Genomic DNA, 26,152 nt, shown 5'->3' with positions numbered 1-26,152 from the left:
ACAAATTCAATTCAATTAGTGCTGGTTGCCTGTACCATCATTTTGGTAGGCACCAATATCTTTACCCGGAGGGGTTATCGTTGTACCGTAATCGCCGGTGGTGGTTACGGCTGCCATTGGCTGAAAATCAACCTTACCGGCTCCCAGGCCTTTTGATGCAGCCTGCAACCTGAAATTCGAGGTGCCCACTGTTACCACATAAGGCGTTTGCGCGCTTACCGTAAGCGGACCAGGATTGGCTACATAATCATATTTGGTTAAATCGTACCCGTAAAACAATGGGTCGTTATCCTTTGCTGCGTCCGAATGAATATCGCCGGGCTGAAATGTGGCCACGCCATCAGATGCCAGGAATTGCCCTGCTATGCCGGTGGTAACGCCATAAAAATATTGGTTATTATATTTCATGTTCTGCAAATCGGCATCTTTGGTTACCCTTAATCCAAAACGACAGTTGGCTATCAGGTTGTTATAAACCTGCCCGCTTGCGGCTTTTTCAAAGTTGATGGAACCACCCCTACCAGATTTGGTTTGCCTGAAACCGCAATTAACTATTGTATTATTATACATATTAACATTGGTTTGTATACCTGAACCGCCCGCATCAGATGCCTTTAAAGCGTTGGTTGCCGCGCCTATCATGAAGTTATAAGCCAAATCGCCAAGGGTACCGCTCTTCATGTTAAAGAACTCGCCGCCGCCCTGGCCGCAAAGCTCAAAGGTGTTGCGCATAACGCTTATTTTACCACCGGCTACCCTTATACCATCATCCTTACTGCCAAATAGCCATGAATCTTCCAGGATAAAGTTTTTGGTGATGTTGGCAAAGTAGATGACGTAACGAGGGTCGCCTTCCGTATAAGCATCGAGCGTGCCGGGACCTGCCGGACCACCGGCAAACTCTAAGTGTGTCCATTTAAGAACCACATCTCCACCTGTTGGCACAGGCTTACCATCTATTACCGGGCCTGGGGTACATATTATACCTCCCCACCATCCCTGAAAAACGTTACTATAGTTCTGCGCTTCTGCCTCGGTATGTAATGCAGCCGAATTTTGAACGGTGATATAATTAGGGTTTTCTTTGGTTCCAAGGCTAATGAATGTACCATGCATAATTATTGCGGGTGCTGTTTGGTAGGTTTTACCATCACCTAAGGCTATTAGCCTTACGCCAGCCTGCATTTGCAGGGTATCGCCGTCGTTAACGGTAATATCCTTGCTGAAATAGTAGGTTTTACCGGCAAGCATAGTGCCTTTTATAGCTCCCTTAAGCGTATCAGATGTAATAGCGTTACTCACCTGTACAACCGCGGGCGATATGTAGGCCAGCTCGGCCTTGTGGCATGCGCTTAATGCTAATGCACTAAAACAAGCCAGGTATATATTTTTTAAAGTCTTCATTTTTATATTAATTATAATTTATACCGTAAACCAATGATGTAATATTGCCTGTACAGATCGCGGCGTACAGCGGTGTTTTTACCAACTTCCTGTAGTTCCACGTCAACGCCATCTTTTGGATATGGCCTTCTTATTTCCAGTTCATAAGGTGTATTAAGCAGGTTTGTTGCTTTAACGTAACCGTACAAACCTTTAAACAGGCGTTTCTCGGTCGAAAAATCAAGCGTTGTAAAACCCTTTTGCCATATGTCATTATCCAGGTAAGGCGATACGGTATTCAGGCGCGCGCCAGTGTATACGAATGATAATTGTGCGTTCAAAGCACTTTTTGCCTCGCGGTATAGCAACGAGAAGTTGGCGATGTTTTTTGATTGCCCCTGTAATGAGCGGGTTTGCTGTACCGTGCGGTGGGTTACGCGGCCCTGATCATCGCGGTAGCCTTCTTCCTTATCGGTAGTTATTTTTGAATTGGTATTGGTATAGTTGGCCCTTACACCAAAATTGCTGAAGTACTTGGTAAAATCAAGCTCGAAACCATAGTTATGCGCATTACCAAAGTTTTCGGGTGTCAACACATAGCTGGTAAGTCGTTTTTCAATGGAGTACTCAATAGGATTTTTGATAGTTTTATAAAAAACGCCTACCAATAGCTGGTCAAGCGCCTTGGGGAAAAGCTCATACCTTAAATCAAAGTTGTTAGCCGTTGTACGTTTCAGGAAAGGATTACCCTCTTCATCATAATCAGCATCCGGGTCGCCGCTTGTATGTGGCACAAGCTCATAAAAGTTTGGCCGGCTAATGGCAGAATAGTATGACAAGCGCAGATCCTGTTTTTCATTAAACTGGTATTTAAAATTCAAGCTTGGCAACAGATCATAGTATTTAATGGTACCATCTTTACCAGCAACAGTTTCGGGAGCCTGGGTATGCCATAGCTGGTAAGTATGCTCGTATCTTAAACCACCAATGGTTAACAATTTACCGGCAGTAAATTTAAACTGCCCATAACCTGCACCTACACGCTCGGTGAAATCATAATTAAGGGCGTTGCTTGGTGTACCTTGTGTGGTAAACAAAAAGAAGGTATTCTCATCAATATTGCCATTAAATTGCTGTGCGGTATTATCCAGTCCGGGTCTTATGCTGTATTTGTCATAGCTGCTGTGCCTTGTTTTATCGCGGTACATTCCACCGGCGGTAAACTCAACTTTGGTATCAAATATTGTTGGGTTGTAGGTAAAATTCAGGAAACCCGTTTTATCCTCATCGGAGTTTTTGGTGAATGTTCGGGTCTGTGCGTTTTCGCCATCAAAAAGAACTGGCTGCTGAACTACGGTACCATTGGCCTGCTTGATATTACCTGTAACCAGGTTAAGATCGGCACGATCGGGCTCGTTGGCGGTAGCTTTGGAGTAAAGCGCGGTCCAGTTCATGCTGAAATCGTCGCTTAGCTTATGATCACCGTGTAAGTTTAAGTTGTAGATCTTTTGGATGGTGCGATCGCTGCGGTAATCCTGGCTTACACGACCGGTTGATACGCCTACCCTGCCCAGCTCCAGACTGGTATCTGAACTAAACCTGAAGTTGTTTTGGGTTAGGTTGATATAATCGGCATCAAGGGAGATCTTGTTTTTCTTGTCAAACCTGTAATCAAACTTGGTAACAATACCGGTACGCTGCTGCTGAATATTGTAAGTACGTTTTTGAACGCTGGTTACCAGCGGCTCATTGGTAGCCGGGTTAGCTTCGGTTCCAAAAAACGTTCCGTTTGTTTGGCGGTAAGTGTTTTGGTAGCTTACCGATACAATGGCACCGAACTTTTTATCGGCACTACGGCCGCCTATGCTTAAACCCAATATTGATGCCAGCGGAACCTTCTTTTCACTGTAATAAAAGGGGTTATTCTTAAAATCGGCCAGTGAAGCGGTGCGGCCATCGGCACGCGGCGATGCTTGCTCACTGCTGCCATGATCAAACTGGGTAAAGCCCTTACCTATAAAGTTGGCAGCTAAGCCGGTACCTACGTTGGCACGCACGGTAAAATCTTCTGGGGCATCTTTCAGTACCAGGTTAATGGCGCCACCTATAGCATCGCCTTCCATGTTGGCGGTAAGCGATTTTGAAACCTCTAAACGGTCAACAATATCTGCCGGGAAAATATCCAGCGGAATGTACCTGTTCTTGTTATCGGGGCTGGGAATCTTAACGCCATTTACAAGGGTGTAAATATAACGCTGATCCATACCGCGGATGATGGCGTACTGCGCTTCGCCATTACTGCTGCGCTCAACAGATACGCCAGACATACGCTGGGTTACATTGGCTATGGTAATATCCGGAGATACCTCAATGGTACGGGCCGATACCGCGTTTAATATCTGCGGCGAATGGCGCTGCGCGTTGGTAGCCGACTGATCTGAAGTATGATCTGCACGACCAGAAATGCTTACTTCATTCAGCGCGTTCTCTTTGGATTTTAACGCCAGTTTAACGTTGGTGATAGCACCATCGTTAACTTCAATATCAGTTTCTTCCTTTTGGTACGATACGTATTTGGCTTCTATTTCGTACTTGCCTGCAGGTACGTTTTTAAAAGAAAAACTGCCATCAAGGCCAACGCCTGCGGTTTGTTTATAACCTGTTGTTTTATTTTTGATCTCTACACTTGCGCCAACCAGGGGTTCGGCGGTGTTTTTGTCAATAACGGTTCCTTTGATGCCTCCGGTTGCAAAAGCAAAACTGCTTATTGCAAGTTGAAACAGAACCAATAGTGGTAGGAGTTTCTTCATTTGAATGGGATTAAAAATCCCTGCAAAGAAACTCCGCGCGTTTTATCAGCAAGTAACCCCTATATTAACATATTGTTAAGCAATAGCCAGGTATTAATTTATGATTGATGTTAGTGTAACAAAGCTGTGGCAACCTTTTAAACTTCAGATATCCGAAGTTTAAAAACGGCTATGATATACACGCACAAATAATCTCAAAACTCAGAACATTATTATCTCGTTTTGGTTACATTAGTCGTTATTAAACTTATCGTGTTGAAATTCAATCTCCTGCTTGCATTTTTTATACTTTTTGCAACGCTTACAGTCCGCGCGCAAAACCCCCATCCGGATACGGTGAAAACCGGCATCTATGTTACCAGCATTCACGACATAAATTTTAAGGATAAAGAATATACCGTTACCCTGTGGCTATGGCTTAAATACACCAACAAGGATTTTGATTTTTTGCACAACCTGGAGATCCCGCAGGCAAAAACGGTAACCACCTCTTTCTCCACCATCGACTCTACCCAGAACAGGATCTACCTGCTCATGAAGCTGCAATGCGTAATGAAGGATTCATGGGCCATAGATAATTTTCCGTTTGATAAGCAAACGCTGCGGTTTTCAATAGAGAACTCGCAGTTTGATTCGCACGCGCTTATGTTTGTGGCCGATACGCTGGGCAAACATTTCGATCCTCGTTTTACCCTGCGGGGATGGAATATCGACAGCCTGAACATTTATACCGGCAACAAGGCCTACGAAACTGGCTTTGGCGATGAAACCCTAAAAAAGCCCCATACCGAATACAGCAGCTTTAAAATGAAAACCATTATCCACCGCGATGCGATGGGCCTGTTCTGGAAAATGTTTTTGGGCATGTACGTGGCATTCCTCATTGCTTACATGTGTTTTTATATCCATACCGATAGTATCGACTCGCGCTTTGGCCTTAGCGTGGGGGCGCTTTTCGCGGTGATTGGTAATAAATACATCATTGATTCCTCGCTGCCCGAATCAACTACGTTTACATTGGTTGATACGCTGCACGGCATCGCGCTGCTGTTTATACTCGTCATTATCATATGTACCTCCTACTCGCTCAGGCTCATTAAGCAGGAAAAGTCCGACAAAGCAAAAAAGTTCGATTTTGTATGCGCGCAGGTATTGCTTAGCCTTTATGTACTGCTGAACATTTATTTTATTGTTATGGCGAACAAAGGGTAATACAATCCCCTAACAAATGCCAATACGCAAATACTATTCGCGCTCATTTTAAGTTATACAAGCTAAAATGACATTTAATGCGCAAAATTACATTCCTTTTACTGGCCGTTTTTTCATTAGCAGCCTGCCATAAAAACAATGCAGATACCGACACTGTAAATACTGTAGATAGTACTTCATTAAGCAACAATAAAAACACCTGGTGGCAGCCCGTTGCGGGTGTTAGTTTCGATTGGCAGCTTGATGATATAAGCAGTGCCGACGTTTTTAGCGGTAACGTGGTAGATGTGGATGCCTTTACAACATCTGCCGAAACGGTGGCTGCGCTGCATGCTAAAGGCAAAAAGGTTATCGCCTATATGTCTGCCGGAACGTTGGAAAACGACCGGCCCGATGCCTCGTTGTTGCCAAAAGAAGTTATAGGCAAGGTTTACCCCGAGTGGCCCAATGAAAAATGGCTGGATATAAAACAGTTGGATAAACTAAAGCCCTGGCTTAACTCCCGGTTTAACATGATCATAAAAAAAGGTTTCGACGGCGTGGAACCCGACAATATGGACAGCTATACCAACGAAACCGGATTTAACATTCAACTGGCCGATGCTAAAAAATATGCCGACTATCTCATTTCAATAGCCCATAGCAATGGCCTTTCCATAGGACAAAAAAACGTACCCGAATTTACTGTTGATTATGCCGCAAAATTTGACTGGGCCCTAACTGAAGATGCCTTTAACCAGGGCTGGCAAAATGATATGGCACCTTATATCAAAAACAACAAACCCGTTTTCGCGGTAGAATATACTGATGTAACCAGCCAAAGCACCTTTGAAAACAACATTTGCCCGGCGGCCAAAGCGTTAGGTTTTAGCGCCATCTTCAAAAAAAGAGATCTGAGCAAATGGGTTTACAAGTGCAATTAGCCGCTTGTAAACCCATCATCAAATAATTATCCTTTTTTGCTGCTAAAGTGGTAACTGCCCGAGCCAACTTCAAACACCTTAAAACCGGGAATAACCGCGCCTGCCTTAATATCTTTATTTGCCGACACTGGTTTACTGTTTTCAGAAACAACACCATTATCATCCGGAATGTAAACCGTAGCCGTTGTATTGGCGGGGATGATAATATCCATATAAAAAGTATCGCCTTCGGTTTTCCAGTTGGAGCTTAGCTTGCCGTATATGGTTTCGTAAGTAGCATTAGCAAAGGTTAACTTACCGCCAACAGTAGGCTTTATGCTGATCTGTTTATAACCCACACCTTCATTTTTAGTGTCGATACCGGCAATTACGCGATACATCCAATCGCCAATAGCACCATAGGCATAGTGATTAAAGGAGTTCATTGATGGGGTTTCAAACTCACCATCGGGACGGATACCATCCCAACGCTCCCAAATAGTGGTGGCGCCTTTTTTCACAGGGTAAAGCCATGATGGGTAGCTTTCCTGCAATAATAGTTTATAAGCTACATCAGCATAGCCAAAACGGCTCAGCACATCGCACAAATAAGGTGTACCTAAAAAGCCGGTGGTTAAATGATTATCATAACGTTTAACATTAGCGGCCAGCCTTCCAGCAGCCTGTTGACGCAGGTTTTCGGGCAGCATATCAAACTCCAGTGCCAGGGAATAGGCGGTTTGCGTATCCGAAGAAACAAGACCGTTGCCCGTTACATATTCCTTTACAAAGGCATCCTTTATTTTCCCGATAAGGTTGGTGTAATAATCTTCATCGGCCTTGTTGCCCAGCACTTTTGCCGCGTTGATCAGCAATTGCGTTGAGTGCGCGTAAAAGCATTGCGCTATTAAATATTTACTGGTAATGGCCGATGCGCCGTCCATATCGTTACTAACGCTGTAAAACAGCCAGTCGCCAAAGTGGCCGCCGGTATTCCACAGGTTATCTTTGGCCTGGTGCTGCATATAATCAACCCAGGCTTTCATACTCACGTACTGATCGGCGAGGATTTGTTTATCGCCGTAAGCCAGGTACATATTCCAGGGAACAATGGTAGCCACATCGCCCCAGCCAGTGCTGCCGCCGTCGCGCTCCGATCCGCCGCCGGAAAATATATCGGGAATAATATGCGGAACGCTGCCGCTTTTAAACTGATCGGCAGTTAAATCCTTTAACCACTTGGCAAAAAAGTTATGCACGTTCATGTTGTAAGATGCTGTGCGCGAAAATACCTGCGCGTCGCCCGTCCAGCCTAAACGCTCATCGCGTTGTGGGCAATCGGTAGGTACATCCAGGAAGTTTCCTTTTTGTCCCCATTGAATGTTATGCTGTAATTGGTTCAGCAGCGGGTTTGAGCAGCTGAAAGTACCCGTAAGCGCCATATCTGAGTAGATGACCTGTGCCGTAAAGTTATCCAGGTTCAGGTCGCCGGCTATGCCTTCAACCTTTATGTACCTGAAACCCTGCCAGGTAAACTGGGGTTCAAAATATTCATCGCCCGTACCTTTCAGGATGTAGATATTTTGCGCTCTTGCGGCCCGCAGGTTTTCGGTATAAAAATTACCGGCCTTGTCCAGCACTTCGGTATGTGAAATTTTTATCGTGTCGCCGGCTTTACCGTTAAGCTTTACTCGTACCCAGCCTACCACATTTTGCCCAAAGTCAATCACCTTTTCCTTTTTTGGAGTGGTGATAAGTTTTTGTGCTTTGAAGGTTGTTTGTTTTTTAACAGGCTCGTTATAAGTAGCAATTAAATTGTCTTTATTATAATCCTGCACTTTTACGCCAGCCCATGCCTGGTCATTAAAACCTGCCTGCGCCCAGCCTTTTTGCTCCATGCGGGCATCAATGGTGGCACCATTATAAATTTCGGCATAACGCAGTTCGCCGGTTGATGATTTCCAGCTTTCGTCGGATATAATGGTTTCACTTGTACCATCGGTATAGGTTATCTGTAATTGAAAAAGCAAACCAACATCGTTACCATAATGGTTAGGACTTGGATTTGATGGCCCCAGCGGGCTCCTGTACCATCCGCTGCCTAATTTAGCGCCTATAGCGTTCTGGCCTTTTGTCAGCATGGTGGTAACATCATATACCTGGTATTGCAGGCGGTTGTGATAGCTTGTCCACCCCGGTGTAAGGTAGGCATCGCCAACTTTTACACCGTTTATCTGCGCCTCGTAAAATCCGTGCGAGGTAATATAAGCCACAGCGCTTTTTACCGTTTTTGTTACCGTAACAGCCTTTCGCAGCATTGGGCTGGGCTTATTCACGGCATCATCCGGATAACCGGGGCCTATCCATTTTGCCTTCCAATCGGCCGGCGAAAGTAAACCCATGCGCCAGTAAGCCTTGGCACTCCAGGCCGAAACACGGCCATAATTATCCCAGATCCTCACCTGCCATGAATATTGCACGCCAGATTTCAAGGCATCGCCTTTATAAGGTATATACACCGATTGGTCGCCAGCTACCTTACCGCTTTGCCAGATCTGAGCATCTTTGCCCAGCGGTGATATCTCGCCCACCTTAATTTCATAGGCCGACTGTAAAACGCTGTTTTTATTACCGGCCAAAACCTGCCAGCTAAAACGCGGCATCTTAACATCAATACTAAGCGGATTTGACTGACTTTCGGTAAGTAAGTGTGTTACGCTCAGCTGCGCATAGCAATTCAGGCCAAAAAAACAGGCCAACAGGAAAACAAGGAATTTCTTAATCATTGGAATGTACTTCTCAAAATTTATGGTTAGTGCAATTTATAAAGCAAGGTACAATAAACCGTCATGAACTGTCCGGCAGACAGCATGGCTTCTTATTTACTGCTAAAAAGCTGTCTAAATTTGATTTAGATTATTTATGTATCATGTAATCATTGCCGTTGACTTTAGTCAACGGAATAATGACAGAGAAACGAGTGGCTTTAGCCCAAATGTCACCTGAATAATTGGGCTGAAGCCGCAATAATGCTTTCCGCTACCGTTGACTAAAGTCAACGGCAGTGAATGATTTTCGTTTTTAGACAGTTTCTTAAACACCGCTATTCATTGCTATACTCCAGCAGATCGCCGGGCTGGCAGTCCAGTACTTTGCAAATGGCTTCCAGCGTGCTAAACCGTATGGCCTTTGCCTTGCCGGTTTTCAGGATGGAAAGATTGGCCAGCGTAAGATCTACCTTCTCTGAAAGTTCATTGAGCGACATTTTTCGCCTGGCCATCATTACATCCAGGTTTACAGTTATTGGCATAGGTTATACGGTTAACTCGTTTTCGGACTGAATTTCTATACCGCGCTTAAACACCTGCGAAATAATGAACACCAGGCCCGCCATAAACAAATACTCTCCCATTGGTTCGTTTCCGTATTGTACCCCGGTTGCTTTCTGTAGCCAGTCTGCATGGGCACCGTTTGAAACCGAAACAAGCCAGGTTATAAATAATACGTAGCCTATTTTTTCCAGCCTGTTTGCCACTTCCCATTTAAATGGATTGGTAAGGTTTATATCTGAAAGAATTTTCATGACCAGGAACCACACATAAGCTTTTAACAGTGCCAAAAGAACCAAAAAATAAATATGTACTGTATAATGCCAAAAGCTGAATTGTTTAAGGTCGTAAAAGTTCAATTCCTTGTACAGGTGTTTTGCGCCCTCAGGGCTTATGCAGCTTACTAAAAAAGACGTGATCATTGCACCGCCTTCTACCATAAAGCCAATGAATGCTATCCATGCTACAATGTTCAATAGCTTTAGAATTTTACCGGTTCGGGTTTTGGTTTCTATTTCCATATTTTTTCATTTTATCGTTTTGAATAATTAATCAAATATGAATAAATTTTTATTGATAAACAATAAATAAAAAATGATTTTCGATAATTTTATGAAAATAGTTTTGGCGATAGGGGTCGACATTCACCGCTTCAAAATAAATTTAAGATTAGCGATCAGTCGCCGGATTAAAATTAATTAGGATTACCCTGCCAAATAAATAAATTTGTACATGAATGATTTTGACCGCAATAATTATAAGTACTGGAAATGGGGCATGTTTTACAAAAATCCAAATGATCCCTCGGTTTGGGTGCCCAAAAGAACCGGCATGGGGTGGACGCTGAATTTTGCCCACGCGCTTGCCTATGTGTACCTCGCGCTTATTATTATAGCGCCTTTAGTATTTACCCTTTATAAAACCGGTGTATTTAAGTTTTAGAGGAGATTATTGTTAACTATTGTTTAATTTATTAAATAAAACTTTAAAAGCTTATTCCCGTTAGCTATATTAGCGATACAGGAATGCTTATGCGATATACCCCCCTATTTATACTGCTGCTTACTGCCCTGCCCTTTTTTTGTTTTGCCCAAAAAGCTTACGAATTAGAATGCTATAGTGGCAAACTAAATGGCAAAACAATAAGACTTGATTTAGCCAATGGCTTTATTGGCGCCACCCAAATCGTAATCCCAAGAAAAAGCGGACTGGCACCGGTAATCTATTATGCCAACAGCGGTACGCCCGAAACCAATAACACCATGTTATTTCAATCGAAATATTTACAGAAGAAGGATTATTTTATCCTGGATAATATGAAAGAGGCCTACGAGGATTTACCACGCTTTATAACCGGAAAATACTACTTTAGAAAACAGCTTATTAAGGTTAAATTTCTCTTTTTATTAAGTAATTGCTGTAGCTTTTATTACAAGGGTAGCGCCTATGGCGCAAATGTTAATTAGGACGATTTTTCTACTACTACAAACAGGTAGCACCTACGGTGCATTTTGACCTTACTTATCTTCTAATATTACTCACTTACGTCAAGCTTATTTATCGGCTTTCACTACATGCCTTTTTATACTGATGAACACCAGTTTTGAAGTAGGCGTGTTGCTTTTTTCGGCCACACTATCAATGGGGATCAGCACGTTTGCTTCGGGGTAATAGGTAGCTGTATTGCCTTGGGGAATATTGTAAGGCACAACCACAAACAAGCGGGCTACGCGTTCCCTGCCGCCAAAATTATTGTACAGGTCAACCTGTTCGCCTTCTTTAAAACCTGCTTCGGCCATGTCCTGCTCGTTCATGAAAATTACCCGCCGTTCGTTATGTACGCCTCGGTAACGGTCGTCGAGCCCGTAAATGGTGGTATTAAACTGGTCATGACTGCGGATGGTGGTCATGCGGTACTCGCCGGCCGCCATATCATGCTTAGGCAAATCGCTCATGGTAAAATGTACTTTGGCATCATTTTGCCCGCTTTCAAACTTCCCCTCTCGCGGCGCGTTGGGCAGGTAGAAGCCTCCCGGTATGCGCACCTTTTTATTGTAATCCTCAAAACCGGGAATTGCTTTGGCTATTACATCGCGTACGGCATCGTAACTTTTTTCGTAAGTATCCCAATCAACTACCGACCGGCTGCCCAATGTAGCCTTAGCCAGGCGACAAACAATCTGATTTTCGTTTACCAGATCTTTAGAAATAGGCTCCAGTATCCCTTTTGACATCTGGACCACCCCCATCGAGTTTTCGCAGCTGATAAACTGGGCCTCGCCGTTAACCACATCCTTATCACTGCGCGACAGGGTAGGCAATATCAGCGTTTCATCTCCATGCACCAAATGACTGCGATTGAGCTTCGTGGATACATGAACTGCCATTTCCAGCTTGCGCATAGCGTCGGCAGTGTACAAAGTATCCGGCGTAGCCGAAAGGAAATTGCCCCCCATTGCAAAAAAAACTTTTAGTTTTCCTGCATGCATAGCCTGTATGGATTCTACCACATCGTAACCATGATCGCGCGGCGGTTCAAAGCCAAACACTTCCTTTAGCTTATCTAATTGTTTGGGCTTGGGTTTGTCCCATATCATCATGGTGCGGTTTCCCTGTACGTTGCTATGTCCGCGCACCGGGCATAAACCAGCCCCTGGTTTGCCTATAGCACCTTTGAGGATACTCAGATTCACTATCTCTTTTACAGTTGCCACCCCATTTTTTTGCTGCGTAACACCCATAGCCCAGCAAATTATAATGCGACTGGTGTTTTTAAGCATGTCTGCCGCCTGTTGAATTTGCGCCACCGGGATTCCCGCCTCAGCAGCCAGGTACTCAAGCTCAAACTGGTTGAGGTGGTTTAGGAATGCTACATAACCTTCGGTATTGTTCTTTATAAATTCATGGTCGAAAACTTTGCCAGGCGTTTCCATTTCGGCTTTGTATAGCAGTTTTTCAATGGCCAGCAGCAGGGCCATATCGCCATTGATCTTCACCTGCAGGTACAAATCTGCCAGATGGGTGCTGATGCCCAGTAGGCCCTTAACCGTTTGCGGGTTTTTAAACCCCATAAGTCCGGCCTCATGCAGGGGATTTACGGCGATGATCTTTGAACCATTTTGCTTTGCTTTTTCAAGCGCCGAAAGCATGCGGGGATGGTTTGTGCCGGGGTTTTGCCCCATGATGATAATTACATCGGTATCGTAAAAATCATTAAGGGTAACTGTTCCCTTGCCTATCCCAATGGCATCAGCCAGGCCAACGCTTGTTGATTCATGGCACATGTTGGAGCAATCGGGCATATTGTTAGTACCGTACTCGCGTACAAATAGCTGGTAGGTAAATGAAGCCTCGTTGCTGGTTCGTCCGGATGTATAAAAGGCGGCCTCATTGGGCGATGCCAGGCTGTTGAGCTTGGCGGCAATCTGTTTAAAGGCATCATCCCAACTAATGGGTTGGTAATGTGTAGCACCTTTGGGCAGGTAAACCGGCTGGGCAATGCGGCCTTTTTTGCCAATTTCGTAATCATTTAATTTAGCCAGCTCTTCCACCGAATTTTGGGCAAAGAACTCGGCAGTGAGTTTTTTTGTGGTGGCTTCTTCCGCAAGTGCTTTGGCCCCATTCTCGCAATATTCGGCAATGGGCGACCGGTCGTCATCCGGATCGGGCCAGGCGCAGCCCGAACAATCGAACCCGCCTTTCTTGTTCATTTTAAACAAGCCCTCCATACCGCGCACAAAGCCTGCCTCCTGCAAAATATCAACCATAGCCGCCGATACCGCCGGGATGCCCGCCGCCCACTTTTCGGGTTTTGTTAATTTCAGATCGAGCAGTTCCTCAGGATTTTCTGCCGCCGGTTGTTCTTTGCTATGCTTATTCATGGTTATTTCGCCGCTAATGGGTTGGGATAATTATCGCTTTGGTCTTCGGCTACGTTATCTAAACAGGTAAAATCTTTTTCAACAAGTAAATGGAAGTTGCCGTGGGTGCCTTCATAACCTACCTTATCTGTATTTACAAATTCAATGATCACGCTTTTAGGTACATAAAGTACAATGGTATTTTGGTGGTAGGTAGCCGATAAATGTTCATCATCCACAACCTGAAGGGCATAAAAAAGCTGCTGGCTGCCAAATTCAACCACCTCCTTAATATATCCCTCTTCGGCCAGCCTGGCCATATCTGTGCGAGTGAGCCGGTAGCGTAAATAATTACCTTTAATACGAATTTTCATTAGTGCTGTATATTTTCATTGGCGATGGTATTTTCCTCGCCAGCTGGTTCATAATTTGCCATTAACACCCGGTGCGCTGCGGTGTAAATATTAAAATGATCGTTACGCAAAAAGCCGATGAGCGTAATGTTAAACTCCTGCGCCAGCTGCACCGCCAGGCTTGATGGCGCGCCAATTGCAGCCACTATATTAATGCCTGCCATTACTGCCTTCTGTATCAGCTCGAAGCTTGCCCGGCCGCTAAGCAGCAATACCGTTTGGTGCAAAGGCAGCCAATTGTAATTAAGCGCCGCCCCTATTAGTTTATCCAGTGCGTTGTGGCGGCCAACATCCTCGCGCAGCAATAAAAGCTCGCCCTGTGCCGAAAATAATGCCGAAGCGTGTAAGCCCCCGGTATCGTCAAAAATACGCTGGTGCCTGCGCAGGATGCCAGGTATCTGGTATAAAACACCGGCGTTAATGGTATCATTATCTGTTGTTTGCGTGTCAAAGCTCCCGACAGTGCGAATAGCGTTTATAGAGCCTTTGCCGCAAACCCCGCAGCTGGATGTGGTATAAAAATTACGTTCGGTATTTTGCAAGTTAGGAACAGCGCCGGGGGCTAAACTTACTTGGATCACATTCTCTTTATTTTCGGCACAGGCAATAAAGCAGTGCGATGCTTTTTCAATATCATCCAAACTTTTTACAATGCCCTCGGTAAATAAAAAGCCGGTAGCCAGCTCGCCATCATGGCCCGGTGTGCGCATGGTTACCGATACATTTTGTACCTGCCGCTGATCTTTATCGCCATGTTCAAGTCTTATCTCAAGGGGCTCTTCCAGGGCAAGCACATCCATAGCTGCCGTGCTTTTGTCGGCATTTACCTTTATAATTGGCAGATGTTGGGTGGAATTGGTAACCATAATTAAAGATACAATTTATGGGTTGGTATTGTTTAAAGTTTTGATGGGGTTTGTGGCTATTTGACTCACCCGCCCATCGCTGCGCTTGGGCACCCTCTCTTCGCCTGTGGCGGAAAGAGGGGATTGCAATGTGGATATTTAGAGGGAAGTAATAGAAGAATAAAAAAATTCCCCACCCTCTTTCCAGCGAAGCTGAAGAGAGGGCCGACGAGCGAAGCGTAGCCGGGGTGAGTCGAACCACCATGCAAAGCTTCTAAGCCAGTCTATATCCCTAATATTATCATTTCGTAAACAAGTTATTTTAGTACGGTTTAAATCTGTACCTTTGCGCAATTATTTTCTTGAAAAGAATGCGTTAATTATCAATGCTTTTAGCTTCAACGACAATAAAAATAAAATATCAGCATGAAAAAAATTGTCGACTACAGGAAGCTTTTAGACGTTACCGAAGCAGCAGAACTACAGGAATTAAAAACCAACTACAGGAGCCTGATGAAAACCTGGCACCCTGATAAGTTTCAGGATGAAAGCCGCGTTGAGGCCGAAGAGAAAAGCAAAACCATTATTGAAGCTTACCACTTTTTGGTAAGTATAGCGCCCGAAACACGTAACCAATCGTTTGCTGAGTATACGCAAACCACTACATTATCGGCCATTGCCGATTTTGAATATAAATCGCAGGTGTTAAAAATCGTTTTTACCGATGGCAACACTTACGAATATTTTGATGTACCCAAGGCAATTTATGTAAAGCTCATCAATGCAGATTCGCCGGGACGCTTTGCACGCAGGCACATTTATTCTGAATATGTTTACAGGAGCATCAGTAAACTGGTTGCCACGGCATAAGGTTTAAAATAGATAAACAAGCAAAAAGGCTTCGTCTGGCATTGGCCGGGCGAAGCCTTTTTTATATAGTTCAAGTGCTAAAAATGCAGGCGTTCGTAATCTTCAATGGTGTCGATATCTATTGCGCCTAAAGCAAACGGTACCGACATTACATCATCCGCATGGGCGGTGATAAGTTTATTAGCGCCTTCGCTCCCGGTAAGTTTTTCCAGCGATTTAAAATATTTAGCATCAAAAAGAGCAGGCACGCCGTAAATATTTTTATAGGCCGATGCTACGATGCCATTATCATTTTCGGCTTTCCTGGCAGTTAACTGGTAAAGCAGTAAAGAGTCAACAAATGGCTGGTCACAAGGCATTATAATGACCGAAGTTACCAATGGTTCAAGCCGTTGCAGTTCGGCTACTCCCTTTCTGATAGATGATGCCATTCCTTCCTCCCAATCAGAATTATAAGTAATATGTATCTGTTGATCTGATATATTTGGCCGAATAATGCCTTCATTAGCGCCCAATACCACCAGCACACTTTCGCAGCAGGCCGATGTTAAAGCAGTATGTATAGCCCGCTGCAGCAATGTTTTACCCTGGTACATCAAATTTTGTTTTGGTGTACCCAAACGGCTCGATGAACCCGCAGCAAGAATAATGATCCCTGTCATTCTTAAGTTTAAATTAATTTTTCATAGGTTGCTGCCCAGGCAGCGAGATGACTTTAATACGAACTAACTGTAATTATAGTTGTGTATGGTTTTAACAATACGCCCATCACGGGTGGGTATTGCGCAAGTTGTGCTTATCCAGTTTAACCACTCCATTATTTTAACACATTTGCCCTGAACAGCCCACGTAAAAAGTACATTTAAAAAACAGTGTAGCCATTTGTAATAATTACTTTTACGCTATACAATCCTTAAACTTAAAAGCTTCAGGCTTGTATTAATAATATATTTATATCCCTTGCTAAAAGATAACCACGGTCGAAACATCAATTACCTGCGCCTTGCGGTAACAGACAGGTGTAACCTGCGCTGCTTTTACTGCATGCCCGAGGATGGCCTTAACTGGCTGTCGCGAACAGAACTAATGACCTATGAGGAGATGTTGCGCAGCTGCAGTCTGCTGGTTAAAATGGGGATAGAAAAGATTCGCATTACCGGCGGCGAGCCTTTTGTACGTAAGGATATTATGCAGTTGCTTACGTCCATATCGCAATTGCAGGGTTTAAAGGAATTGAGCCTTACTACTAACGGCGTATTAACCGCGCCTTATGTGTCTGAACTTAAAAAGATTGGTGTACGATCGGTAAACCTGAGCCTGGATACGCTGGATGCCAACCGTTTTTTCACCATTACCCGCAGAGATGAATTTGCCAATGTAATGGCGGCTTTAGATGCCCTGTTAAAGCACAACATCGAGGTAAAAATAAATGCCGTGGTAATGGACGGCAAAAACACGCAGGATATCATCCCCCTGGTTGAAATGACCAAAGACCTGCCAGTAAGCGTACGGTTTATTGAGGAAATGCCTTTTAATGGCGATGGACATTTGTACACCGGATTGCAATGGGATTACGTGCGCATTCTTGAAGAAATAAAAACGAAATATCCGCAGGTACAAAAAATAACCGACCCGGCTTATTCAACCGCATACAACTATCAAATACCGGGACATAAGGGCAGCATTGGTATTATAGCGGCCTATTCGCGCACGTTTTGCGGTACCTGCAACCGCATCAGGATAACGCCACAGGGTGAGTTAAAAACCTGCCTGTATGATGATGGCGTGCTGAACATTAAAAATCTGATGCGCAGCGGCACCGCCGATAACGAACTGCAGGGCATATTACTGAATGCCTTTGGCAACCGCCCCAAAGATGGCTGGGAGGCAGAGCAGCTGCGGGTACAGCACCCCGGCATCCATGAATCAATGGCCACCATTGGAGGGTAATATAGTATCAGGCATCAAGATTTTTTAGGATAATTGATAATTAATGGCGATTTGAGAAACTGTCTTGATGCTTGATACTAACTACTTGATACTAAACACCAACTTGATAGAATGACAACCGTTGAAGAAGCCGAAAAACTGGTATTGGCCCAATTAAAAGATTATGGTACCGAAACCACCCCTTTTGAGCAAGCCACCGGCAGGGTACTGGCCGAAGCCCTGAAGGCCGACCGTGACCTCCCTCCTTTTAACCGGGTTACTATGGATGGCATCGCCATAAATTATACGGCGCTCCAAAACGGCATCAATACCTTCCGCATAAAAGCAACCCAGGCCGCCGGCGAGGAACCCATTGCTATTGATGAATTAAACGAATGTATAGAGATCATGACCGGCGCCGTACTCCCCGCAACAACAGATACAGTGATCCGGTACGAAGATGTGGAGATCCGCGCGGGATTAGCCAGCGTTCACGTTCAGAGTATTAAACAAGGACAAAACATACACCCGCAGGGCATAGATAAAAAACAAAATGATGTGGTAGCCGCATCGGGCCAAATGGTTACGCCGGCCATTATCAGCATTGCGGCATCAATAGGTAAAACCCATTTACTGGTAAAAAAACCACCCCGAGTGGCCATTATATCATCGGGTGATGAACTGGTAGATGTGGACCAGGTACCCTCAGCATACCAGATCCGCAAATCAAATAGTTATACGGTAAAGGCTGTTTTAGAGCAGCATGGCTTGTCGCCGCAGATCCTGCACATCCCGGATGATCCCGAAGTAACCAAACAGCAGATTGGCCATTGCCTTGAAAACTACGATGTGTTACTGTTGAGCGGCGGTATCTCCATGGGTAAGTTTGATTACATACCTCAAGCGCTGGAAGATTTACAGGTAGAAAAGTTTTTTCATAAAGTAGCCCAACGCCCCGGCAAACCATTTTGGTTCGGCAGGCACAAAAACGGCGCGTTGGTTTTCGCTTTTCCCGGCAACCCGGTGGCTACCTTCATGTGCCTGCACCGGTACTTTTTACCCTGGCTACGCGCCACGCAGGGTTTGGCAGAACAATTGCCGCTTTACGCAGTTTTGAGTAAAGATTTCAGCTTTCAACCGGCTTTAGAATATTATTTACAGGTAAAACTTGCCAGTAACCCAAAAGGACAACTAATAGCATCGCCCGTTGAGGGAAATGGTTCAGGTGATTTTGCTAACTTAGCAGATACAGACGCTTTTTTAGAACTCCCCCTGGAAAGGAATGAATTTAAAGCGGGTGAGATTTTTAGGGCGTGGAAGTTTGTCTGAACCAGGATTAAGGGGATTAAAGGATTACCGGGATTCAGGAAGATTTAAAATCAAAATCCTAAAAATCTGATAAATCTGCTTAATCGCGGTTCAGACAATTCCTGTTAATCCTGTATAATCATTAAATAGTGTACAATGTTAACCCATATAAATAAACAAGGCAATCCATCAATGGTTGATGTAACCGAAAAGCAGGTTACCCACCGCACCGCCACCGCGCGCAGTGTAGTTGTATTGCCCGCCGAGGTACTTGCCCATTTGGTTAAAGGCGATTTAATGAGCAAGAAAGGGCCGGTATTTCAAACGGCCATTATTGCCGGCATTATGGCGGCAAAAAAAACCGGCGACCTGATCCCGCTTTGTCACCCCCTGGGGATGGATAATTGTAATATTACTGTTGAGGTGAACGAAAAACAGGAAATTGTGATAGATTGTACTGCCAGCATTACCGCCAAAACCGGCATCGAGATGGAGGCATTGGTTGGCGCTTCAATAGCGGCGCTTACCGTTTATGATATGTGCAAGGCCATGAGCCATGATATTGTGATAAAAGAAACCAAACTGATAGCAAAAACAGGAGGTAAACGTGACTTTAAACGAGCATAACAAGCCCTCGGGCCAACACCGCAAACACGCTAAACTCGCCCGGCCTGCAACCGGCAATTTCGGTCGTAACGAATGGGCCATCCTGGGCGGGCCATGTACCGTAATTAAATTACTGGCCGATGATGTTATCGCGGCTCTATCGGCAACCTATAAATGTGCCTACGTTGATACATCGCACAATGATGATATTACGCTGGTTCCTGGCAGACTCAATAGCGGGGCTATTGTTGATTATACCGATCAGATCAACTACCAGCAGCTTAACTTTCAAAACCCGCTGATGACCTACCAGCTTAAGCAGCAATTTGCCAACGCCGATCTGGTTTTGGTAAACGGCAATCACCAGCAGGCCAAAGCGCAGGTAGTTATTATCGATATCAACAAAAGGGCCTCGTTATTAAAAAGAGCCACTCAGCTCACCAATATCGAACTATTTTTATTGGCCGATAACAGCGACGACGTTTTTGATTTTATAAAAGAAACCATCCCCAACTGGCAGCAGATGCCGGTTTATAAACTGGCTGATAGAGATAAAATAATCGGATTTTTTGAAGATAAACTACAAAAAGCCCGTCCGGTACTAAACGGGCTGGTACTGGCCGGCGGCCAAAGCCAGCGCATGGGGTTTGATAAAGGCAATATTAACTGGCATGGCAAACCCCAGCGCTACCACATGGCCGATATGTTGAAGCCCTTTTGTAACGATGTATTTATATCGCACCGTACGGGGCAGCATAACCACACTGACCAACAATACCCCGTTTTAGAGGATACTTTTACCGGGCTTGGCCCATTCGGGGCTATCCTATCGGCATTTCGTGAAAAGCCGGATAGCGCATGGCTGGTATTAGCCTGCGACCTGCCACTGATGGACGAGGCTACGTTGCGTAATCTGGTGGCCTGGCGCAATAGCTCGTCGGTAGCTACGGCTTACCATAGTACGGTTACCGATTTCCCGGAGCCACTGATTACCATTTGGGAACCTAAGAGCTACCCTATCCTGCTGTCGTATCTGGCACAGGGATATTCTTGCCCGCGCAAGGTGCTTATTAATACCGATATCACCCTGCTAAACGCACCCGATCCGGAGGCGCTCACCAATGTGAATACGCCCGAGGAACTGGAGAAAATAAAAAGAATTATCTACCAAAAAACAGCTACAACCCCATGAATGCTGATGATATAAGATATAGCTGCCAGGTGGCGCTTCCCGGTTTCGGTGAGGCTGGTCAGGCACTTTTAAAGCAGGCAAAAGTACTTATTGTGGGTGCCGGGGGATTAGGCTGCCCATCGGCCCAGTATTTAACTGCAAGTGGTATAGGTACCCTGGGCATTGCCGATTATGATGTGGTAGCTATCAGTAACCTGCACAGGCAGGTATTATATACCCCCGCCGATGCCGGGCGGCTAAAAGCTACCGTTGCATGCCAGCGCCTGCAAAAACAAAATCCGGGTGTTAAACTGATACCACATACCGATAAAGTAACGTCAGACAATGTGCTTGACCTGGTGAGGCAGTACGATATTATAATTGACGGTACCGATAATTTTGAAACCCGTTACCTGCTCAATGATGCCTGCGTTTTAAGCGGCAAGCCATTGGTTTACGGTGCTATTTACCAATTTGAAGGCCAGGTAGCCGTTTGGAATTTGCTAAACAAGGACGGGATGCGCTCACCAAATTACCGCGATCTTTTCCCCGATGTTGATGCCACACAGATCCCCAATTGTACCGAAGGCGGCGTAATCCCAACGCTTGCCGGTATCATAGGCTGTATGCAAGCCAACGAGGTTATCAAATACGTTACCAAAACCGGCGAACTGCTGGCGGGTAAAGTGCTCATTTTTGATGCGCAAACCATGCAAAGCCGCATCATCAAATTAGGTCCTGTAAGCAAAACAAACATCCGCAGGCTAAAAACTACTGTTACCATCCCCACTATAACCGCAGATGAGCTTAAACAGCGCCTGCAAAACAATGATGACACCATTGAGCTTGTTGACGTGCGCACCGAACAGGAGCGCGACGCTTTCGATATCGGCGGCACCCACATTCCCCTTGATGAACTGGAAGGTTATCTTGCTTTTTTTACCGGCCCCAAAACGAAAGTACTTTACTGCGCAACCGGCAACCGAAGCGAAGAAGCCGTAAAGCTGATACTAAGAAAGCTTCCGGAAGCCGATGTACTTTCACTGGAGGGTGGGTTGAAGGAATATATTTTGGCGGGAGATTAGTAAACCATCGCTATAGCCCAGCAAATTCACGATAGATCCTTCGTTCCTCAGGATGACAAAGTGTAAATAATAAGTTTGTCATGCTGAACGTAGTGAAGCATCTATTCAACACAATGCAAATTCACAAGTATTACTTTTAGATTTTACCTCTCGCGCGGGGTTTAGCGCAGCGTAACCCGTGTGAAAGCATGATTTAAGCTTCCAGCTTAATCGGCGGCTGAAAGCCGCAACCATGCCGCGACACGGGCTGAAAGCCCGCGCCAGTAAAGAGTTTTAATTCACCTCCTGTCATTGCGAACGAAGCGCGGCAATCTCATAGGACAATTAGTAAACTTTGCAAGTCGATTTGCGGGATGGGATTGCTTCGTACCTCGCAATGAAAAGGTGGGCTATTGGGATTTGATTTTAGAATTTGATCCTTAAAATTTCCCTTTTTAGAATTTAGAATTTGATCTTTAGAATTTCAAACTCATGGATGCGCTGCTACCCACACTTCTCCATCCTCAAAAATTTCTTTTTTCCAGATGGGTACGGTTTGTTTTAGGGTATCTATAATATAGCGACAGGCTTCAAAAGCGGCGGCACGATGTGCAGCGGATACAGCTATGATAACGGGAATCTCCCCTACCTGCAACGTGCCTGTGCGGTGATGGACAAGTACCTTTTGTACGGGCCATTGGTCAAACGCCTGCCTGCAGATCTTCTCCATTTCGCTTATTGCCATTGGCTCATAAGCCTCAAACTCCAGTCTTAGAACAGATTTACCCTTGGTAGCATTACGAACCGTGCCTATAAACACATCTATGCCCCCGGATTGGGGCGACATGATCCAATTGATGCAGGATGGCACATCAAGTGTATCGGCGGTTAAAATTACCTGGGTATGCTGCATTAGCTTACAAGTGATTTAAAAAAGTATTTCGGCGATTCCTGGTAACCCTGCCGTTCGTAAAAACGATGCGCATCAACACGCCGGGTATGGCAATGTACCTCTATCCTATCGCAATTGCGTGCGCGGGCCAGTTGGGTTAGATGATCTTCAAGCGCGTTACCAATGCCAGCGCCGCGTGCATCGGCATCTACCGCAAAGCAGCTGATACGTGCAAAATCGCCCTTAACCACTAACTGCGGAAGAAAATCGAAAGCGATAAAACCAGCTACCTTACCATCAAGCTCATAAACCAACACATGCGTTAAAGGCTGCCCAAGCATAACCGCCAGATTATCTTTCAAATAGCTTTCTGTACCAGGATAGCCCAATTGTTCCAATAAACTTGATAATACCGGCACATCTGCCAGCGTAGCTTTTCTAATCATTTTTTTGGAACAAGGATTAAAAGAGAAAAGAATAAAGATTTTTTCTCCATGTTATTTTTTATACGTTTAATGTCGATCTCAATTTTGTCCTTACTCTTTTGTCCAACAGTCCTTACTCTTTTGTCCAAAAACTCCCAAAAAACTATCCCCCGCTAACCGGCGGAATAATGGCTATTTCGTCGCGTTCGTGAATGGTATCTCCGGGCAGGGCGTATTCGTTATTAACTGCTACCATGTATGATGCCAGTTGCTTTAGGCGCGGGTATTGCTGCTCCAGCAGGTATTTTAAATTATAAATGGTAGCATCGTTTGTTAATTCAAGGCTAACTAATGAACTGCCGAATATCTCCTTTGCTACCCCAAATGCCAGCACGTTAATCTTCATAATCCAAATTTAAACCAAATCACCTTAACTGGGGTATTAAATTTTCATTAAATGAACTTGCCGTAACTGCTATCGTCCAATAACAAAAAAGGCCCGGCTTTATGGCCAGACCTTTCTTACTATCATTAAAACGGATGCTTATTTGGCAACCGAGAATTTGTATAACGATTGTGTTTTATAAACCTGACCAGGTTTTAACTCCGTTGAAGGGAAGTTAGGCTGGTTTGGTGAATCTGGGAAATGCTGAGTTTCCAACGCAAATGCTGTACGTGGATCATCCTTCAAACCGCGTTTCATTACATTTTTTGATTGCATGAAGTTACCGCTGTAAAACTGGATGCCTGGCTCCTCGGTAAACACTTCCATTTTTATGCCGGTTTTGTCGCCGGTGATGGTAGCGATAGGCGTTTTAATATCATGCTTGTTGAGCACAAAGTTATGATCGTAACCTTTACCATTCTTTAACTGTTGGTTATCGTCACCAATCCTTTTACCAATGGCTGTAGGGATCGAAAAATCAAACGGGGTACCTTTAACGGTTTCAATTTTACCGGTAGGGATCAGTGTTGAATCAACAGGGGTATAATTATCCGCAGCTAACTGCAATACGTGGTCAAGAATGGTGCCGCTGCCTTCACCGTTAAGGTTAAAGAAAGCGTGGTTTGTTAAGTTAACAACGGTGTTTTTATCGGTAGTTGCTTCATATTCGGCCTTAAATGAATTATCATCGGTAATACTGTAGATAACCTTTACAGTAAGATTACCCGGGAAACCTTCTTCCATATCTTTTGAAAGATAGGTTAATTCCAGTTTAGATGAATCTATCTGTTTGGCATCCCAAACTACGCTCTGGTAACCGTTTTTACCACCATGCAGCGTATTTGGCGGGTTGTTTATTGATGATTGATAATCCTTACCATCCAGCTTAAAATGGCCTTTGGCAATACGGTTACCGAAACGGCCAATAGTTGCGCCAAAATATGGCTCGGTTGATTTTTCAAAGCCTTCTACACTTTCAAAGCCTATAACCACATCGGTAATTTTGCCATCCTTATCGGGCACAAAAAGACTCACCACGCGACCGCCGTAATTGGTTATGGTAGCGCTAACGCCGTTTTTATTTTTGATGGTGTACAAATGAGTTTGTTTACCGTTAATGGTTTGCTCGAAAGCAGCTGAAGGGTTCTTGGTACTATCCGTCATGTCGGTTTTTTTCTTATCTGTTGATTGATTACAGGCGGCCAAAGATATGCACGCCGGCAAAATTATTAAAGAGAGATTTTTAAATACTTTTTTCATAAAACAGGTGAGGTTTATAATTTTTTAAAAATAGTGTTTTTTACTTATCCTTTAACTTTATAATGCACTTCGCTTAAATCTCTTAATTTATCGGCAGCATATTCGGCAGTTATGTCGCGCTGCGGGTTGGCCAGCATCTCATACCCTACCATGAATTTTTTTACCGTTGCCGAACGCAGCAAAGGCGGATAAAAGTGCATATGCCAGTGCCAGTACGGCTGCTCGCCCATGTTTACCGGCGACTGGTGCATACCTGCCGAGTACGGAAACGAAGTTTCGAACATGTTATCATACCTTACGGTGAGCCGTTTTATAGCATCGGCAAGGGCAAGTTTTTCTTCATCGGTAAAATAAAGAATACTGGTGATGTGCCTTTTGCTCACTATCATAGTTTCATAGGGCCAAACTGCCCAAAAAGGCACCAGCACCACAAAATGATCGTTCTCAAAAATAATGCGTTCCTGCTTTTTTTGTTCCAGTTTAATATAGTCGGCAAGCAGGCTGCGGCCTTTTTCTTCAAAGTATAACTTCTGCTGCTGGGTTTCTTTAGCTACCTCAACCGGGATGCTGTTTTGTGCCCAGATCTGGCCATGCGGGTGCGGGTTGCTGCAACCCATAATATCGCCCTTGTTTTCAAATATCTGGATGTGCTTTATCCAGGGATATGATGCCAGGTCCTCAAACTCCGATTGCCAAACATCAACAACCTTGCGTATCGCCTCTGTTTCCATTTGCGGCAGCGTAAGATCATGCCGCGGCGAAAAACTGATAACCCTGCAAATACCTTTCTGGCTGTTGGCTACCAGCAACTCATCGTCGTTAATGCCACCATCAGGCGTGTTCAGTAACAGCGATGAATAATCATTGGTAAAAACAAAGCTGGTTTTGTAGTCGGGGTTTTCGCTGCCATCGGCCCGTTTGTTGGTGGGGCATAAATAGCATTGCGGGTCGTAAGCGGGGCGTGTATCAGCTTGTGTAGCTTCTACTTTACCCTGCCATGGGCGTTTTGTACGGTGCGGCGATACCAGGATCCAATCGCCTGTTAAAATATTTAAACGGCTATGCGGATGCTCTTTCAGATCAAAATTATTGTCCATTTTTTATTCAGGTTTTATTTGGGGCTATTGTGCCAGGCAATTGGTTGGTGCCTTTGTATTTTCAAAAATATAAAAATAAATGTAAAGTATACATTTAAAATAAAAAAAGGCTCACCCCGACCCTCTCTAAGGGAGAGGGAGGCAAAAAAGGCTTAATAATGAGGATGGATATTTTATATGAAAAACACACAAAAGGTTATCATTTCGATACGAGGTACGAGTGAGAAACTATCTCTTGAGCGATAGCGAAAAATCTTATACGATATGCAATGGGGCTTTGTATTTAGTATAAGATTTCTCGCTATCGCTCGAAATGACAACCTTTTTTGGA

The 26,152-nt window shown here is 44.5% G+C and carries 24 protein-coding genes; 10 read left to right on the top strand and 14 right to left on the bottom strand.

Annotated elements, in window-relative coordinates; genetic code table 11:
- Nucleotides 1-15: 15 nt before the first annotated feature.
- Both BLS59_RS22500 and BLS59_RS22495 read right to left on the bottom strand, forming a co-directional pair.
- Nucleotides 16-1,404 carry a polysaccharide lyase domain-containing protein gene (locus BLS59_RS22500; RefSeq protein ID WP_091152817.1) on the bottom strand — a complete coding sequence of 463 codons (1,389 nt, stop codon included), beginning with the start codon at nucleotides 1,402-1,404 and terminating at the stop codon, nucleotides 16-18.
- A gap of 11 nt (nucleotides 1,405-1,415) precedes the next feature.
- Nucleotides 1,416-4,193, bottom strand: coding sequence for a TonB-dependent receptor (locus BLS59_RS22495; protein WP_091152816.1), 2,778 nt, complete (start codon nucleotides 4,191-4,193; stop codon nucleotides 1,416-1,418).
- A gap of 255 nt (nucleotides 4,194-4,448) precedes the next feature.
- Between BLS59_RS22495 and BLS59_RS22490 the strand changes: the two genes are divergently transcribed.
- A complete protein-coding gene (locus BLS59_RS22490) occupies nucleotides 4,449-5,405 on the top strand; it encodes a hypothetical protein (protein ID WP_091152814.1) in 957 nt (318 codons plus the stop codon).
- Between the two features lie 77 nt (nucleotides 5,406-5,482).
- Nucleotides 5,483-6,328, top strand: a complete 846-nt coding sequence (locus tag BLS59_RS22485; RefSeq protein ID WP_091152812.1) for an endo alpha-1,4 polygalactosaminidase — start codon at nucleotides 5,483-5,485, stop codon at nucleotides 6,326-6,328.
- 26 nt (nucleotides 6,329-6,354) lie between these two features.
- Here the strand turns inward: BLS59_RS22485 and BLS59_RS22480 are convergent, their stop codons facing one another.
- The 3 genes from BLS59_RS22480 to BLS59_RS22470 form a co-directional block, all read right to left on the bottom strand.
- Nucleotides 6,355-9,093: a glycoside hydrolase family 78 protein gene (locus tag BLS59_RS22480; RefSeq protein WP_091152810.1), complete on the bottom strand. Its 2,739-nt coding sequence runs from the start codon at nucleotides 9,091-9,093 to the stop codon at nucleotides 6,355-6,357.
- A 317-nt stretch (nucleotides 9,094-9,410) separates the two neighbouring features.
- On the bottom strand, nucleotides 9,411-9,617 hold the full coding sequence (locus tag BLS59_RS22475) for a helix-turn-helix domain-containing protein (protein ID WP_091152808.1): 207 nt from the start codon (nucleotides 9,615-9,617) through the stop codon (nucleotides 9,411-9,413).
- Nucleotides 9,618-9,620: 3 nt separating this feature from the next.
- Nucleotides 9,621-10,157: a DUF2975 domain-containing protein gene (locus BLS59_RS22470; protein WP_091152806.1), complete on the bottom strand. Its 537-nt coding sequence runs from the start codon at nucleotides 10,155-10,157 to the stop codon at nucleotides 9,621-9,623.
- A 211-nt stretch (nucleotides 10,158-10,368) separates the two neighbouring features.
- On the opposite strand from BLS59_RS22470, the gene BLS59_RS22465 reads away from it, so the two are divergent.
- Both BLS59_RS22465 and BLS59_RS22460 read left to right on the top strand, forming a co-directional pair.
- Nucleotides 10,369-10,578 (top strand): DUF5808 domain-containing protein, encoded by a 210-nt coding sequence (locus BLS59_RS22465; protein WP_091152803.1) that lies wholly within the window; start codon nucleotides 10,369-10,371, stop codon nucleotides 10,576-10,578.
- 89 nt (nucleotides 10,579-10,667) lie between these two features.
- Nucleotides 10,668-11,102, top strand: coding sequence for a hypothetical protein (locus tag BLS59_RS22460; RefSeq protein ID WP_143014216.1), 435 nt, complete (start codon nucleotides 10,668-10,670; stop codon nucleotides 11,100-11,102).
- A gap of 87 nt (nucleotides 11,103-11,189) precedes the next feature.
- On the opposite strand, the gene BLS59_RS22455 is transcribed toward BLS59_RS22460, so the two are convergent.
- The 3 genes from BLS59_RS22455 to fdhD are packed head-to-tail and all read right to left on the bottom strand — an operon-like array spanning nucleotide 11,190 to nucleotide 14,775.
- Nucleotides 11,190-13,517, bottom strand: coding sequence for an FdhF/YdeP family oxidoreductase (locus BLS59_RS22455; RefSeq protein WP_091152799.1), 2,328 nt, complete (start codon nucleotides 13,515-13,517; stop codon nucleotides 11,190-11,192).
- A gap of 2 nt (nucleotides 13,518-13,519) precedes the next feature.
- Nucleotides 13,520-13,870, bottom strand: coding sequence for a DUF7009 family protein (locus BLS59_RS22450; protein WP_091152796.1), 351 nt, complete (start codon nucleotides 13,868-13,870; stop codon nucleotides 13,520-13,522).
- On the bottom strand, nucleotides 13,870-14,775 hold the full coding sequence (gene fdhD, locus BLS59_RS22445; protein ID WP_091152795.1) for a formate dehydrogenase accessory sulfurtransferase FdhD: 906 nt from the start codon (nucleotides 14,773-14,775) through the stop codon (nucleotides 13,870-13,872). The genes BLS59_RS22450 and fdhD overlap by 1 nt, the downstream gene beginning before the upstream one ends.
- A gap of 405 nt (nucleotides 14,776-15,180) precedes the next feature.
- On the opposite strand from fdhD, the gene BLS59_RS22440 reads away from it, so the two are divergent.
- Entirely contained in the window at nucleotides 15,181-15,624 is a 444-nt protein-coding gene (locus BLS59_RS22440; RefSeq protein WP_091152793.1) for a KTSC domain-containing protein, read from the top strand.
- A 77-nt stretch (nucleotides 15,625-15,701) separates the two neighbouring features.
- Here the strand turns inward: BLS59_RS22440 and BLS59_RS22435 are convergent, their stop codons facing one another.
- Complete coding sequence (locus tag BLS59_RS22435; protein ID WP_091152792.1) at nucleotides 15,702-16,286, bottom strand: nucleotidyltransferase family protein; 585 nt, start codon at nucleotides 16,284-16,286, stop codon at nucleotides 15,702-15,704.
- A gap of 298 nt (nucleotides 16,287-16,584) precedes the next feature.
- Between BLS59_RS22435 and moaA the strand changes: the two genes are divergently transcribed.
- The 5 genes from moaA to BLS59_RS22410 all read left to right on the top strand — a co-directional run bounded on the left by moaA (nucleotide 16,585) and on the right by BLS59_RS22410 (nucleotide 21,723).
- Nucleotides 16,585-17,574, top strand: coding sequence for a GTP 3',8-cyclase MoaA (moaA, locus tag BLS59_RS22430; protein WP_091152790.1), 990 nt, complete (start codon nucleotides 16,585-16,587; stop codon nucleotides 17,572-17,574).
- 111 nt (nucleotides 17,575-17,685) lie between these two features.
- Nucleotides 17,686-18,882: a molybdopterin molybdotransferase MoeA gene (locus BLS59_RS22425; protein ID WP_091152789.1), complete on the top strand. Its 1,197-nt coding sequence runs from the start codon at nucleotides 17,686-17,688 to the stop codon at nucleotides 18,880-18,882.
- Between the two features lie 135 nt (nucleotides 18,883-19,017).
- Nucleotides 19,018-19,488 (top strand): cyclic pyranopterin monophosphate synthase MoaC, encoded by a 471-nt coding sequence (gene moaC, locus BLS59_RS22420; protein ID WP_091152787.1) that lies wholly within the window; start codon nucleotides 19,018-19,020, stop codon nucleotides 19,486-19,488.
- On the top strand, nucleotides 19,469-20,659 hold the full coding sequence (locus tag BLS59_RS32065; protein ID WP_205411333.1) for an NTP transferase domain-containing protein: 1,191 nt from the start codon (nucleotides 19,469-19,471) through the stop codon (nucleotides 20,657-20,659). The genes moaC and BLS59_RS32065 overlap by 20 nt, the downstream gene beginning before the upstream one ends.
- A complete protein-coding gene (locus BLS59_RS22410) occupies nucleotides 20,656-21,723 on the top strand; it encodes a HesA/MoeB/ThiF family protein (protein ID WP_091152785.1) in 1,068 nt (355 codons plus the stop codon). Before BLS59_RS32065 ends, BLS59_RS22410 begins: the two co-directional genes overlap by 4 nt.
- A gap of 469 nt (nucleotides 21,724-22,192) precedes the next feature.
- On the opposite strand, the gene BLS59_RS22405 is transcribed toward BLS59_RS22410, so the two are convergent.
- From BLS59_RS22405 to BLS59_RS22385, 5 genes are all read right to left on the bottom strand, one after another.
- Nucleotides 22,193-22,615: a molybdenum cofactor biosynthesis protein MoaE gene (locus BLS59_RS22405; RefSeq protein WP_091152783.1), complete on the bottom strand. Its 423-nt coding sequence runs from the start codon at nucleotides 22,613-22,615 to the stop codon at nucleotides 22,193-22,195.
- On the bottom strand, nucleotides 22,615-23,040 hold the full coding sequence (locus BLS59_RS22400; protein WP_091152781.1) for a GNAT family N-acetyltransferase: 426 nt from the start codon (nucleotides 23,038-23,040) through the stop codon (nucleotides 22,615-22,617). The genes BLS59_RS22405 and BLS59_RS22400 overlap by 1 nt, the downstream gene beginning before the upstream one ends.
- 142 nt (nucleotides 23,041-23,182) lie before the next feature.
- Nucleotides 23,183-23,425 carry a MoaD/ThiS family protein gene (locus tag BLS59_RS22395; protein WP_090464779.1) on the bottom strand — a complete coding sequence of 81 codons (243 nt, stop codon included), beginning with the start codon at nucleotides 23,423-23,425 and terminating at the stop codon, nucleotides 23,183-23,185.
- 138 nt (nucleotides 23,426-23,563) lie between these two features.
- Complete coding sequence (locus BLS59_RS22390; protein WP_091152779.1) at nucleotides 23,564-24,724, bottom strand: aldose epimerase family protein; 1,161 nt, start codon at nucleotides 24,722-24,724, stop codon at nucleotides 23,564-23,566.
- Between the two features lie 44 nt (nucleotides 24,725-24,768).
- Nucleotides 24,769-25,821, bottom strand: coding sequence for a UDP-glucose--hexose-1-phosphate uridylyltransferase (locus BLS59_RS22385; protein WP_091152777.1), 1,053 nt, complete (start codon nucleotides 25,819-25,821; stop codon nucleotides 24,769-24,771).
- Nucleotides 25,822-26,152 lie beyond the last annotated feature (331 nt).

This window comes from Mucilaginibacter pineti, assembly GCF_900101875.1.
Lineage (GTDB): Bacteria > Bacteroidota > Bacteroidia > Sphingobacteriales > Sphingobacteriaceae > Mucilaginibacter > Mucilaginibacter pineti.
The sequence above is the reverse complement of the archived record's forward strand: the minus strand, read 5'-3'. Positions and strand labels throughout refer to the sequence as shown.

What these genes read in the sequence shown, in the direction of transcription:
- BLS59_RS22480 (WP_091152810.1), bottom strand. Translation starts at nt 9,093, where the DNA reads ATGATTAAGAAATTCCTTGTTTTCCTGTTGGCCTGTTTTTTTGGCCTG.
- BLS59_RS22485 (WP_091152812.1), top strand. Translation starts at nt 5,483, where the DNA reads ATGCGCAAAATTACATTCCTTTTACTGGCCGTTTTTTCATTAGCAGCC.
- BLS59_RS22390 (WP_091152779.1), bottom strand. Translation starts at nt 24,724, where the DNA reads ATGAAAAAAGTATTTAAAAATCTCTCTTTAATAATTTTGCCGGCGTGC.
- moaC (WP_091152787.1), top strand. Translation starts at nt 19,018, where the DNA reads ATGTTAACCCATATAAATAAACAAGGCAATCCATCAATGGTTGATGTA.
- BLS59_RS22450 (WP_091152796.1), bottom strand. Translation starts at nt 13,870, where the DNA reads ATGAAAATTCGTATTAAAGGTAATTATTTACGCTACCGGCTCACTCGC.
- BLS59_RS22495 (WP_091152816.1), bottom strand. Translation starts at nt 4,193, where the DNA reads ATGAAGAAACTCCTACCACTATTGGTTCTGTTTCAACTTGCAATAAGC.
- fdhD (WP_091152795.1), bottom strand. Translation starts at nt 14,775, where the DNA reads ATGGTTACCAATTCCACCCAACATCTGCCAATTATAAAGGTAAATGCC.
- BLS59_RS22460 (WP_143014216.1), top strand. Translation starts at nt 10,668, where the DNA reads ATGCGATATACCCCCCTATTTATACTGCTGCTTACTGCCCTGCCCTTT.
- BLS59_RS22470 (WP_091152806.1), bottom strand. Translation starts at nt 10,157, where the DNA reads ATGGAAATAGAAACCAAAACCCGAACCGGTAAAATTCTAAAGCTATTG.
- BLS59_RS22500 (WP_091152817.1), bottom strand. Translation starts at nt 1,404, where the DNA reads ATGAAGACTTTAAAAAATATATACCTGGCTTGTTTTAGTGCATTAGCA.
- BLS59_RS22440 (WP_091152793.1), top strand. Translation starts at nt 15,181, where the DNA reads ATGAAAAAAATTGTCGACTACAGGAAGCTTTTAGACGTTACCGAAGCA.
- BLS59_RS22385 (WP_091152777.1), bottom strand. Translation starts at nt 25,821, where the DNA reads ATGGACAATAATTTTGATCTGAAAGAGCATCCGCATAGCCGTTTAAAT.
- BLS59_RS22405 (WP_091152783.1), bottom strand. Translation starts at nt 22,615, where the DNA reads ATGCAGCATACCCAGGTAATTTTAACCGCCGATACACTTGATGTGCCA.
- BLS59_RS22395 (WP_090464779.1), bottom strand. Translation starts at nt 23,425, where the DNA reads ATGAAGATTAACGTGCTGGCATTTGGGGTAGCAAAGGAGATATTCGGC.
- BLS59_RS22455 (WP_091152799.1), bottom strand. Translation starts at nt 13,517, where the DNA reads ATGAATAAGCATAGCAAAGAACAACCGGCGGCAGAAAATCCTGAGGAA.
- BLS59_RS22435 (WP_091152792.1), bottom strand. Translation starts at nt 16,286, where the DNA reads ATGACAGGGATCATTATTCTTGCTGCGGGTTCATCGAGCCGTTTGGGT.
- BLS59_RS22475 (WP_091152808.1), bottom strand. Translation starts at nt 9,617, where the DNA reads ATGCCAATAACTGTAAACCTGGATGTAATGATGGCCAGGCGAAAAATG.
- BLS59_RS22410 (WP_091152785.1), top strand. Translation starts at nt 20,656, where the DNA reads ATGAATGCTGATGATATAAGATATAGCTGCCAGGTGGCGCTTCCCGGT.
- BLS59_RS22425 (WP_091152789.1), top strand. Translation starts at nt 17,686, where the DNA reads ATGACAACCGTTGAAGAAGCCGAAAAACTGGTATTGGCCCAATTAAAA.
- BLS59_RS22465 (WP_091152803.1), top strand. Translation starts at nt 10,369, where the DNA reads ATGAATGATTTTGACCGCAATAATTATAAGTACTGGAAATGGGGCATG.
- BLS59_RS22400 (WP_091152781.1), bottom strand. Translation starts at nt 23,040, where the DNA reads ATGATTAGAAAAGCTACGCTGGCAGATGTGCCGGTATTATCAAGTTTA.